The sequence below is a fragment of the Streptomyces sp. NPDC003697 genome (assembly GCF_053587115.1).
Genome location: NZ_JBSFNN010000021.1, coordinates 47,377 through 58,837 on the forward strand (window position 1 = coordinate 47,377; position 11,461 = coordinate 58,837).

Here is an 11,461-nt window from a genome sequence, read left to right on the forward strand (position 1 = left end):
CAAGGTATGCGCCCCTTTCGCGTAGAAGTGCCGCAGGAAGATCTTGACGACCTGAAGCGCAGGCTGGCCGAAACCCGTTGGCCGTCCGAGCTCCCGGGCACCGGGTGGACCCGGGGAGTTCCCCGTTCCTATCTGCAGGAGCTGGCCGAATACTGGCGTACGGAGTACGACTGGCGAACGGCGGAGAAGCAGCTCAATGCCTTCCCTCAGTACATGACCGTGATCGACGGCGCAGACATCCACTTCCTGCACGTACGGTCCCCGGAACCCGATGCGCTGCCGCTGATCCTCACCCACGGATGGCCGGGTTCCGTAGCGGAGTTCATGGACGTGATCGGCCCGCTGACGGATCCCCGCACTCACGGCGGAGACCCGGGCCAGGCCTTTCACCTGGTCATCCCCTCGCTGCCCGGATTCGGCTTCTCGGGCGCCGTCCGGGAGAGCGGATGGAACGTCCACCGCATCGCCCTGGCCTGGGCAGAACTCATGAACCGCCTGGGCTACGGCCGTTACCTTGCGCAAGGAGGAGACGCGGGATCACCCATTTCCCTCGAACTTGGACGGGTCGCACCAAACCGGGTGGTCGGCGTTCATGTGAACATGCTCATCGCGCCGCCCGCCGGCGCCCCCGAAGAGCTCAACGCCCTGACGGAATCCGATCAGTTCCGGCTTCTCGGCTTCTCCCGGTTCGATGCAGAACTCTCGGGCTACATGAAGATCATGTCCACCCGACCGCAAACCCTGGCGTATGCCCTGCATGACTCTCCGGTCGGCCAACTCGCCTGGATCGCCGAGAAATTCTACGAATGGACCGACGCTCACAGCGTCCCCGAAGACGCTGTGGACCGTGACCGCCTCCTCACCAACGTCTCCATCTACTGGCTGACGCGTACCGCAGCCTCCTCCGCGGGGTTCTACTACGAAGGTGCAGAGGAACGGCAGACGATGCCAGAACCCGTTCCCGTGCCGGTGGGAGTGGCGGTGTTCCCGCACGACATCTTCCTGCCGGTCCGGCGCTTCGCGGACCGCTTCCTGCCCCACATCTCCCACTGGAGCGAGTTCGACCGCGGCGGTCACTTCGCCGCCATGGAACAGCCCGACCTCCTCGTCGGGGACATCCGCTCCTTCGCCCGTCCGCTCAGGACGTCAGCCGCCACCCTCGAGAGCCGCTGACCACCGGCGCAGGGCAGGCCGCCCCCAGCGACCTCAGGGGGCCGGGAACCACCTGCCCGGCCCCCGGGCGGCCACCGGCGCGAACCGGGCAGGCAGCCCTGCCCGACAGGAATCACCGTGCCAGGGAGACGGCAGTGCGCATCGACGTTCAAGGACAGGCCAGGATCGCACATGCGACCCTGACGGAAGCGCTGGAACGGGACTGGCACGACCCCGCACACGACATCGACATCGTCAGGGTCCGACTGGCCGACCTGGAGCCACGCACGGAGCTGGAAGCCGCCGGCTTCCTCGTCAAACCGTCGTGGATCAACTGGATCGCACCCCTCACCGACTCAGCGGCCGCCTTCCGGCAACGCCTGTCGAGCAAGGAACGCAAGAGCCACCGCTACGCTGCCCGGACAGCCGAGAAGAGCGGCATCGAACTCCACGTCCTGCCCCGCGTCGGGGAAAAGGACGTGCACACCTTCCTCGACCTCTACGACCAACGGATCGCCGTCATGTCCAGCGGTGTGAACTACGCCAGGAGACAGGAACGCCACCTGCTGGGCCACCTGGACACCCTCCTGGGCGTGTTCGCGCACGCCGACGGTGTACTGGTCGGAGGCTGTCTCGGCCGGCTGCGGCCCGACCAGTCCCTCGTCCACCTGCAGTTCTCCGCGGTGACCGACACGGCCCGGCAGAGCATGCTCGCCCGACTCATGTACATGGCGGCGTTCGACGCAGCACGAGAACGCGGCTACATCTGGGCCTCACTCGGCAACGACCCCTCGCTGCTCGGACACACGGCCCAGCCCGGCCTCTTCGGATTCAAGGCTCGCCTGGGCTTCGTGCCGATCCCCACCCAGACGTTGCCCCCCAAGGTCACCGGGGACGAGGCGGAACTCATCGTACGCATGCGGGCACTGGCGCAGCCCTCCTTGTCGATCGCCTATCACGGACACCAGCCCGCCCCGAGCCAGGAGGGACTGCCGGCCTCGCTACCTCTCCGCGCGGTCCTTTACTCGGCCGAGCCGGACCCCCCTCAGCCCGTCTGGCTGCCGAGTTCCCCCCTCCCACTCGAGTACCGCCTCCTCGACGCCCTCCCCGAACAACAACGGCAGCCGCCGGCCACGACGAGCATGCCCCGTGACCCGCGCTCCTGACATACCGCACGCCCGGCCCGCCCGAGCCGCGCACTTCGCGGAGAGCCTCCTTCAGGACCGCGCGTGCGGCCCCGGTCCACACCCGGACACCGCAGCACCCGGGCCCACCGGCCCAGGCGGAAACGACAAGGGGCCCAAGTGCTCCGCCCAGGCTCGCACAACGGCATCTCCTCGCCAGTGCGATCCTCGTTCCCCACGCCATCACCTCCCGGGAGCCGGCTGACACACCGTCAGGCGGCCACCGACGCAGACGGCGGCCGCGAGCGCCGCCCACGAGGTGAGCTCGATCAGGGACCGGTCCGAGGGGTACCGCACCCGCACAGCGGCTACGTCCTCGGCCATCACTTGGTAGGGCGCGAACGCCGTCAGCAGCGCGAGCCGGGCAACAGCCCGATCCGGTACCGGCAGTTCGGACAGCACCTCCTCCAGCCACGCGCGGCTCGGCCCCACCGGCAGCCCGTCCCAGGCCGCAAGGCGCGCACGTACCAGCCCCCGTACCTGCTCCGGCAGCCACAGGGCCGCACCGTCCACGGCCGCCACGGCCCGGCCGAGCGCCTCGGCCACCACCGGATTCGGTTCGGCCCATTGCAGACCGGCGGGCAGCGGCGCCGCCGGCAGCAGTCTCAGGGAGCGACCAGGGACCACAGGCCCCCGATCACGGGGGCGCATGGCCCGCGCCACCGTCCGCATGATCGGCCCCCGCAGGAAGGAGGGGGTGCGCCGGGGCATCGGCGAGTCCGCAAGATAGATACTCACCATGCGGTTGAGGTAATGGAACGTGACGGCCACACCGAGCAGCTCCGGAGCCTCCTGCGCGGAGAACGGCGCCACAGCGGCATGCGGCCCCTGACCGCTGCCCCCGGCACTCCGAGCCCAGGCGGCCAGCGCAGCATCATCGTCAGAGGGCGACTGCAGCACGGCGTGGGCCGCCTGGTGGACGTCGACGCAGTAGGGACAGGCGTTGGCCCGTGACACACCGGCAGCGACCGATTCGCGTGCCGCCCGGCGGGTGATCCCGTCGGCCAGCAGGGTCTCCCTCAGCAGCAGCCACGCCGCGGCGAGCGCAGCGGGAGCGGGGGAGTGCAGAGCCAGCGGAGGCGCCAGCACACCGAAGTCCCGTCGGGCCTGGGCGTACACCTCGGCGACCGCCCCGCGCGCCTGTGCAGGCGGCACCACCTGCACATACCTCACCTGCTTGCGCGCACGGCGGAGCACTGTCCGCACAGCCATCCTCATCGCTCAGCCTCCCAGGCAGCGGCTGCCCGCCCGTCGTGGGCGACCCCGGCTGCATCGCAGCCTGCCAACCACCCCCTTCCCGGGTCATCTTCCGCCGTGCCTCCCCCCTCCCGGCCGGCTAAAGAGGCACGGCGGAAGATGCGCACCGCCCACACCGGTTGAACGCTGGATGGCCGCCACGCCCCTCGCACAGAACCACTTGCAGCTCCGGAGCACACAGACATGGAGATCCCCATCCGAGGAGGTGCCGTGTCAACTGATCGGTCCGCAGGACACAGGCGAGCGGGACTGACCGCGACACTGCGCAGCACCCTGCGCGAAGCGGCGGAGGAGTCCGCGCTCACCGGACGACCGAACACAGCAGCCCTTTCCGGCCTGCGGGAATCCGGACTGCTGGCCACGGCCGTCCCCAAGGAATACGGCGGCCTGGGAGGCAGCGCACCCGAGGTGAACCGGGTCGTCGAGCAACTCGCCGAGGTCAACCCGTCCATCGCGATCATCGCCTATCAGCACTGCTCCGTTGCCCTGCGGATCGCCGTCTGGGGCACACCGGCCCAGAAGGCCGGCCTGCTGCCCCGCCTCGCCGACGGCAGCTGGCTCGCCGCCTCAGCATGGAGCGAAGGCGCCTCAAGACCCGGCATCCGCCACGCGGACAGCACCGCCGTCCAAAGCGGCGACGGCCACTGGACGCTGCAGGGCGTGAAAGCCTTCACCACGGCCGCCTGCCTGGCCGACCTGTACCTGGTGCTCGTGCACACCCCACCTCCCACGACTGCGGCCGGGACCGGCCGGCGCGAACCGCGGACCTTCTTCCTCCTGCCCAGCAGCACACCGGGGCTCCACCCGGAGCTGAGCCTGGACCTCGCCGGCATGCGAGGCTCCGCAACCGGCGTCGTCTCGCTGCGCCGCTGCTCCGCGCCGGACGCCTGCCGCCTCGGTCCACCCGGCGACGCACAGGCGATCATCGCAGAGGGCCGCGCAACCGGGGCGACACTGGGCGCGGTGGCCGTCGGCATCGCGCAGGCCGCGATGGACCATGCCGTACAACACGCCACTCGCAGCGGCCTCTTGGCACGCCAGCTCGTACGGCACCGGCTGACCGACCTGGCCACCCGGCTGGAGGCCGCCCGAGGAATCGTCGAACGGGCCGGGGCCTGCACCGCGCCACGCCCAGAACTGACGACACTGCACAGCAAACTCTTCGCGTCCACAACAGCAGAGGAGTTGTGCCTCGAGGTGGCCCGTCTGCTGGGCTCGTCGGGCTACCGGTCCGGAGCCGTTCTCCCCCGACTGCTGGCAGACGCCCGCGGAGTGTCCCTGATGGGGCCGTCCAACGAGCTGTGCCGGCAACTGCTCGCCCTGTCCTGGCTGAACAAAGACGGCCCGAAGCCCAGCGCGTGACCCCCCCGGCTCGACAGCGTTCCGGCCCGCAGGCGCAGCACACCTCTCTCACCAGGCAACTCGCCCCGGAAACGGGGCCGGCCGCGCCTCCTGCCGTTCTCCCGCTCACCCACGTCGGCCAGGCGGCTTCTTCCGGCGTGCGCAGGCGCCCTGAAGCCGGCCCCGAATCCACAACCCGGAAGGTGCGGCAGCCGCAGGCACGGTGCAACGGTGGGGGCACCGCATCAGCGGCCCCGGCCGGGGAGCGCCGCCCGCAGGCACCGCTGCCCGGCCACATCAGCCCGCCCCCGAGGGAGCAGACATGAACCCGCACACCGCCAGTGGCAGCGACCAGATCCCCGACGCGGACAAAGCCGCCGTTGCGGCCCTGCCCCAGCGCATCGTCGACGCCTGGGCGGCCTACGACTCCGACGCCTTCGCCGAGGTGTTCACCACCGACGGCACACTTGTCCTGCCGGGCGTGTTCGAGAAAGGCCGCGCCGCCATCCGCGCCTTCGCCAAGACCGCGTTCAGCGGCCCCTACCAGGGCACCCGTGTCACAGGAACCCCGATCGACCTCCGCTTCCTGAACACCGAGGCGGCCATCCTCCTCACCCGCGGAGGCATCCTGGCCCCCGGCGAGACAGAGCCCGCGGCCGAGCGGGCGGTGCACGCCTCTTGGACCGCCGTCAAACAGGACGGCCAATGGCGGCTGGCCGCCTACCAGAACAGCCCCCGTCACGCCACCGCCTGAGGGGCCGCCGGCCACATTCTGCGCCGGCACACGCTTCGTATCGCCGGCACACACGGCGGATCCACAGGCCGAACGGCGCGCGCCGGTCAGGTCACAGGCGATGCGGAGAGCCGCACACCGCAACAGGCCCCCTCCTCTGAGGGGGGGCACACATTCGGGATACGGCAGCACGGTGCACGTACCAGCCCCACACCTTCACTGGGCCCACCCCGGGCGGGAACAGGCCCCGCCGACCGGGCCTGCGCGCTGCGCATCGTCCTCGTCCCCATCGAGGCCCTCCAGGAAACCAACCCTGCAGACCGACCGCCGGGACGCGACGGCAGCCTCGGCCTCAACGGCCGAACCGCCCCGTTCCGCATCGGCATTCTGCGCCGAGCCGACCGGCTGATCCTGATGCGACCATCCGTCAGGGCACCGGCCGTCAGCAGGCGTTGTGCGTGCCTGCCCGGCGTGGTTGGATCTGCTGGGTGAAGCTTCTGCTGACGTCGGGCGGCCTGCGCAACGAGACCTTGCGGGACGCGCTGCGGGACATGCTGGGAAAGCCGTTCGGAGCGGCGAACATCGTGTACCTCCCCACGGCGGCCGTCGCCGAGCCCGGAGACCACGGGTGGTTCGTCGCCAACATGAGCCAGCTGCACGCCCTGGGCTGGCGGGAGTTCGACATCCTGGAGCTGAACGGCCTGCCGCGGCAGACGGTGCTCGACCGGCTGCTCCACGCCGACGTCGTCTACGCCGAGGGGGGCAACCACTACCACCTCGCGCGCAGCATCACCGGCAACGGCCTGACCGCCGGCATCCTGGAAGCGCTTGAGAGCCGTGTCTACGTGGGAGTCAGCGCCGGGTCCATGATCTTCAGCCGGAATCTCACCGAGCACTCGGCCGACGTCATCGGGGATACCGCAGACCTGCATCGGCTCGGCGCGGTGACCGTTCGGCCGCCCTTCGGTCTTTTCGACTGGTATCTGAAGCCACACCTGTACTCGCCAGGTTTCCCGGAGCGGGACGACGCCTGGGCCGATCGCATCGTCGCCCGGGCGGACTTCCCGGTCTACTTCATCGACGACGAGACGGCTGTCCGCGTCAGCGACGACACGATGGACGTCATCTCCGAAGGCCGGTGGCGGTTCCACCCATGACACCACCCGCCAAGCGGCACCTCACCAGCTCTCCCTGAAGGCGGCACCACAACCGCAGCGGCCACACACCGCGGAGACCGGGACGCCCGAGGTAACCGCCCGCCTCCCGCACCACCCGCGCGGATCCTCCCGCACGCCGTCCCCAGCAGAGCCGATCACGGCGCACCGGCCCCCAAGGCGCGCGAGCCCCCGCCGCCCCAGATCGGGACATCACCGACCCCGGCACCCCACGCGGTGATCGATCCCGGGCTGCGGACGTCAGGCCACCACGGCCTCGGCGTCGGTCTCAATGGCGAACGTGCGGGCTGCCCGCAGACAGGTCTGGACGAGTTCTGCGGCGGTGTCCGCACCGAGCACCAGGTCCAAATACCACTCGGACGGGCTCGACAGCCGGGCCCGGTCACCGATCTGCCGGTGCCGGTGCCACGTGATCGTCCCGGGGAAGGCCCGGAGCTCGGCGTCGGACGGCGCGCCGGTGATGATCCCGGGCGCGGTCGGCCGAATGTGGATCGCCCCGACGTGCGGCCACGCCCGGTGCAGCGGCGCAGTGTCCTCGCCCAGCACGGTGTCGGCGAGCAGGGACCAGGTGGAACGACCGTGATAGGCGCCGATCATGTGCTGCATCCAGCCGCCGCCGGCACGCGAGGCGATCTCGGAGAAGACCAGGTCCCGGTCCGGCCGCTCGAACACCTCAAGATGCGTCGGCCCGTCGTGGATACCGAGCGCCGCATTGACCCGCGCGTGCATCTCCCGCAGCCGCGCGTACAGGTCCGGATGCTCCTCAGGCGCCACGATCACCGATCCGTCGAGCGCGCCCTCCAGGACCGTCATCCGCCGTCGCAGATAGCGCTGCACCACGAAGGTCAGCGCCTTCCCGCCGGACCAGACGGCGTCGACGCACAGATCCTCGCCCGGCACGAACTCCTCCACGATCAGCTGGCGGGACCGCTGCGCCGGGTCGAACGTCAGCCCGCTCGCCGCCGCACCCAGCCCTGCGGCGTCCACCTTCACGGTGGAACTGGCGCCGAAACCCGCCGCCGGTTTGACGATCAGCGGCGAGGTCAGTTCGCCCGCGACTGAGGCCACGGCGGCCTCGTCCCCAGCGTCCGCCAGCGACCGGAACTGCGTTACGGGCACGCCGGCCTCCCGGACCAGCTGCTTCATCAGCCGCTTGTCCCGGTGCGCGACATGATGCCTCGGGTCGGCCGGAGCGTCGTCGAGGAGCAGGCGCAGGTAGCCGGCGCCGAACTGGCTCAGCTCGTTCTGGTTGCATACCCGGACGACCGGCGGACAGGTCAGCCGCAGGTCGACGGCGACGGCGGACAGTTCGGCCAGCGAGTCGAAGCTGCCGACGGTGTAGACCTTCCGGCACCGCGCGAGCAGCTGCTGGTCCGGCGACTCGTACACGATGTCGGCACGTTCCAGGACCACGCAGACATCGACGTGGCGGCTGGTGCGTGCGGGGTGGTCCAGCAGCGCGGCAAGCAGCTCCGGCTGGTACCTGCACACGACGACGGTGCAGGGGCCGGTGTGGTCAGGACGCCTGACGGTCATCGGCCGTCTCCTCCAAGTGCAGCAGTTCCTTGATCCCCCGGCGGTCGGCTTTGCCCCCGGGGAGCAGCGGCAGAGCCGGCAGCGCCAGCACGCGGTCCGGCATGTCCGGGCCCAGGGCGTTGCGCAGCGGGCGGCGCAGTGCGGCGGCGGCGGCCGGATCGGGTCCCTCGACGACCAGGACGACGTCGCCGCTCGTCGTCAGCTGGACGCAGCACGCCGACCGGACCCCGGGCAGGCCGGCCGCGGCCGCCTCGATGGAGGCGATGTCCACGAACACGCCCCTGCGTTTGACGAGCGAGTCCGACCGACCGACGATCACCAGGTTTGCCGTGCCGTCCAGCAGGCCGCGGTCCTGGGTGCGGAAACGAGTCACGCCGCCGGTGCACAGCAGCCGGTTCCGGTCGTCGGCGGAGCAAGTGTCCGGCAGATACCCCAGCGAGCCGTCCGGTGTGGTGATGACAACCTGCTGAGCGTTTGTCGGTGTTCCCGCCGGCGCGGCGGGTTCGAGGCCTAGCACGGCGCCGGGCAGTGGGCGGCCGACCGGCTGCAGGCCGGGATCGCAGTCGGCGGGGACGCTGTAGTGGAACTTGGCGAGCGTGGTCTCCGACGGTCCGTAGAGGTTGACGACCGCCGTGGACGGTGCGGCAGACCGCCACCGCTGCACATGTCGCCCGTACAGCGGTTCCCCGGCGAACAGTGTGCAGCGCAGCGAATCGACGGTGGTCGACGGGGCGGCGGCGAGCCAACGCGCGCTCAGGCTCGGCACCGCGTGCAGCACCTCGACGGCGCTGCCGGCGAGCCAGGGAAGCACCGCGGCCGGGGTGGCGCGGACGGTGGGTGCGGCGATGTGCAGTTCGCCGCCGCAGCACAGCGGAAGCAGCAGGTCGCGGTAGACCACGTCGAACGACGGGGAGGTCAGCATCGCCACCCGGCTGCCGGGCCCCAGCCCCAGCGTGTTGATCTCCCAGTCGATGAAGGCCAGCAGCCCGGCGGCCCGGCCGATGATGCCCTTCGCGGTTCCCTGGCTGCCGGAGGAGAACACCACGTAGCCGGCGCCGGCCGGCAGGATGCGCCGGTCCGGCCCTGCGATCGGCTCGGCCTCGTCGCTCTCCGGCCGCAGCACGGCCGACGGCCGGGCCGCCGCCAGGACCGCGTCGACCCTGGCCGCCGGCTGCTGTACGTCGACGAGCAGGGGCACCAGCCCGGCGGCCCGGGCGCCGAGGAAGGCCGCAGGCCAGCTCGCCCCGCTGCCAGCGAGGACCGCGATCAGCGCCCCGGGCGGCAGCACGAGCGCTGCGCACCGCTCCTGCCACCGACCCACCTGACACCACAGCTCCCGATAGGTGAACCGCTCGGTCGCGGTGACCACCGCGGTGTGTTCGGGGTACCGCGCGGCGGTGCGCTCGACCCGGTCCACCACCGGGCACGCTGCGGTCCTGTCCACGGCGTTACCGGCCGCCGGTGTCGTTGATGCGCTGGACCAGGAGGGCGGCCAGTTCGGCCAGTGAGGTGGTGTCGAAGACGTCCACGATCGTGCAGTCGACGCCGAGTTCCTCCTCGAGGATGCTGGCCATCTCCACTGCGGCGATCGAGTCGAAACCGGCGGCGACCGGGTCGAGGGTCTCGTCGACGTCCTCGTGGTGGACGCGCCGGGCGGCGGCGAGTACCGCGGCGAGTACCTGCTGGCTGAGGTCGTTGCCCGTGGCGGTTTCCACTAGTTGTCCTTCCAGGTCTGATCAGGAGTGTGGGTGATGCGCAGGACCAGGTCGCGGAAGTCGTTGATCCAGCGATCGGCGGTGCCGGCCTCGAGCCGATCGGGGGAGTACTCGAGCTGACTGCGCAGCCCGCCGGACGGAAGCTCCCACATACCCCAGACGCACCAGCCGCCCCGTTCGAGTGGCATTTCCTGCCGGAAGGCGACCCGATCGACTCCGTCGGCGAACTGGATTTCCTCATTCGCCGGCTTGTGAGCGGAGTAATTGAAGAAGGTCGGCATGTTCTCCGCCTTCCCGAACGGCTCCATGAAATCGGGCACTTCTTGTCCGAGGATGCAACTCGGCAGCGCATGACGGTATGCCTCCAGGCACGTGCTCCGCGCGCGGAGCAGGACGTCCCGGAAGGTCCTACAACCGCCGAGGTCGATCCGCAGCGGCAGCGTGTCGACGAAGATGCCGACCGTGTCCTGGAACGCCGGATTGTCGCGGGGGGCCCTGAGGGTCATCAGCGTCACGTCGGTCTCGCCGGAGATCCGGGCGGCCAGCATCGCGCCGGCCGCGGCCAGAACGTGCCAGGTGGAGCAGCGCTCCCCGCGTGCACGTGCGCGGACCTCGCTCATCTCCTGGGGACCGAGGTCGAAGGTGGCGCTGCCGTACGGGGCGCCGCCGGCTCCGACGACACCGTCGGGATGGTCGGCCGGCAGCGCGAAGACCTGCGAACCGGCGAGCCGGCCGGCCCAGTACTCCCGGTCCGTCCCCGCCTTCGCACCGCTCAGCCGCTCCTGCTGCCACAGGGCGTACTCACCGTACTGGCGCACCGGCGGAAGCTCGGGCGCCGTCCCGGCGGTCCGGGCCCGGTAGAAGGCGGCCAAGTCGCGCCGGAGCAGATGCGTGGACCACGCGTCACCGGCGAGGTGGTGGCTCAGGATGGTCAGCACCGCGTCACGGTCGTCGAACCGGTACAGCGCTGCCCGCACCAGCGGCGTGGCGAACCTCGACATGGTCTCCGCGTAGAGCGTGGTGAGCAGTTCCTCGGCGACCTCGTCGCGCGACTTGCCCGGTCCCGCGCCCAGTTGGTGCTCGGTGAACGGCACCGGGGCCGGTTGCAGCACCGTCTGGTACCCGGCGTCGCCGTCCCCGCAGCCGCACGTCATCACGGTCCGCAGCGATTCGTGCCGGGCCACCACGTCATCCAGCGCGCCCTGCAGAGCTGCGGAGTCCACGCTGCCCCTGATCCGCAAGGCCATGGGCATGACGAACTTCGCCATGTCCTTTCCGCCCGGTTCGCTGATGCAGCACGATGTCAACTGGGCGGAGAGCGGATACCGGATGGATCCCTCAGTTTCTCGCATCTGGCCAACTACCTTC

At 70.5% G+C, this 11,461-nt stretch carries 10 protein-coding genes; 5 read left to right on the top strand and 5 right to left on the bottom strand.

The genetic code is table 11. From position 1 onward, the window contains the following. Window positions 1-6 precede the first annotated feature (6 nt). Together ACWDNY_RS11665 and ACWDNY_RS11670 are read left to right on the top strand one after the other, a co-directional pair. Window positions 7-1,173: an epoxide hydrolase family protein gene (locus ACWDNY_RS11665; protein ID WP_451645555.1), complete on the top strand. Its 1,167-nt coding sequence runs from the start codon at window positions 7-9 to the stop codon at window positions 1,171-1,173. A 134-nt stretch (window positions 1,174-1,307) separates the two neighbouring features. Further along, complete coding sequence (locus ACWDNY_RS11670) at window positions 1,308-2,318, top strand: GNAT family N-acetyltransferase (protein ID WP_451645556.1); 1,011 nt, start codon at window positions 1,308-1,310, stop codon at window positions 2,316-2,318. A gap of 201 nt (window positions 2,319-2,519) precedes the next feature. Here the strand turns inward: ACWDNY_RS11670 and ACWDNY_RS11675 are convergent, their stop codons facing one another. Then, window positions 2,520-3,548, bottom strand: coding sequence for a carboxymuconolactone decarboxylase family protein (locus ACWDNY_RS11675; protein WP_451645588.1), 1,029 nt, complete (start codon window positions 3,546-3,548; stop codon window positions 2,520-2,522). 255 nt (window positions 3,549-3,803) lie between these two features. Between ACWDNY_RS11675 and ACWDNY_RS11680 the strand changes: the two genes are divergently transcribed. The 3 genes from ACWDNY_RS11680 to ACWDNY_RS11690 all read left to right on the top strand — a co-directional run bounded on the left by ACWDNY_RS11680 (window position 3,804) and on the right by ACWDNY_RS11690 (window position 6,824). Beyond that, entirely contained in the window at window positions 3,804-4,955 is a 1,152-nt protein-coding gene (locus ACWDNY_RS11680) for an acyl-CoA dehydrogenase family protein (RefSeq protein WP_451645557.1), read from the top strand. A gap of 301 nt (window positions 4,956-5,256) precedes the next feature. Then, a complete protein-coding gene (locus ACWDNY_RS11685) occupies window positions 5,257-5,688 on the top strand; it encodes an SgcJ/EcaC family oxidoreductase (RefSeq protein WP_451645558.1) in 432 nt (143 codons plus the stop codon). Between the two features lie 467 nt (window positions 5,689-6,155). Next, window positions 6,156-6,824, top strand: coding sequence for a Type 1 glutamine amidotransferase-like domain-containing protein (locus ACWDNY_RS11690; RefSeq protein WP_451645560.1), 669 nt, complete (start codon window positions 6,156-6,158; stop codon window positions 6,822-6,824). Between the two features lie 258 nt (window positions 6,825-7,082). Here the strand turns inward: ACWDNY_RS11690 and ACWDNY_RS11695 are convergent, their stop codons facing one another. From ACWDNY_RS11695 to ACWDNY_RS11710, 4 genes are read right to left on the bottom strand one after another with little or no spacing between them, the layout of a single operon-like run. Next, on the bottom strand, window positions 7,083-8,378 hold the full coding sequence (locus ACWDNY_RS11695; protein ID WP_451645561.1) for an ATP-grasp domain-containing protein: 1,296 nt from the start codon (window positions 8,376-8,378) through the stop codon (window positions 7,083-7,085). Then, on the bottom strand, window positions 8,359-9,822 hold the full coding sequence (locus ACWDNY_RS11700) for an AMP-binding protein (RefSeq protein WP_451645562.1): 1,464 nt from the start codon (window positions 9,820-9,822) through the stop codon (window positions 8,359-8,361). The genes ACWDNY_RS11695 and ACWDNY_RS11700 overlap by 20 nt, the downstream gene beginning before the upstream one ends. A gap of 4 nt (window positions 9,823-9,826) precedes the next feature. Further along, window positions 9,827-10,093 (bottom strand): acyl carrier protein, encoded by a 267-nt coding sequence (locus tag ACWDNY_RS11705; RefSeq protein WP_451645563.1) that lies wholly within the window; start codon window positions 10,091-10,093, stop codon window positions 9,827-9,829. Then, a complete protein-coding gene (locus tag ACWDNY_RS11710; RefSeq protein ID WP_451645564.1) occupies window positions 10,093-11,445 on the bottom strand; it encodes a condensation domain-containing protein in 1,353 nt (450 codons plus the stop codon). The genes ACWDNY_RS11705 and ACWDNY_RS11710 overlap by 1 nt, the downstream gene beginning before the upstream one ends. Between the last annotated feature and the right edge of the window lie 16 nt (window positions 11,446-11,461).

Bases quoted from the DNA above. Each gene is read 5' to 3' on its own strand.
- ACWDNY_RS11665 (WP_451645555.1), top strand. From the start codon at position 7: ATGCGCCCCTTTCGCGTAGAAGTGCCGCAGGAAGATCTTGACGACCTG.
- ACWDNY_RS11675 (WP_451645588.1), bottom strand. From the start codon at position 3,548: ATGGCTGTGCGGACAGTGCTCCGCCGTGCGCGCAAGCAGGTGAGGTAT.
- ACWDNY_RS11685 (WP_451645558.1), top strand. From the start codon at position 5,257: ATGAACCCGCACACCGCCAGTGGCAGCGACCAGATCCCCGACGCGGAC.
- ACWDNY_RS11695 (WP_451645561.1), bottom strand. From the start codon at position 8,378: ATGACCGTCAGGCGTCCTGACCACACCGGCCCCTGCACCGTCGTCGTG.
- ACWDNY_RS11710 (WP_451645564.1), bottom strand. From the start codon at position 11,445: ATGCGAGAAACTGAGGGATCCATCCGGTATCCGCTCTCCGCCCAGTTG.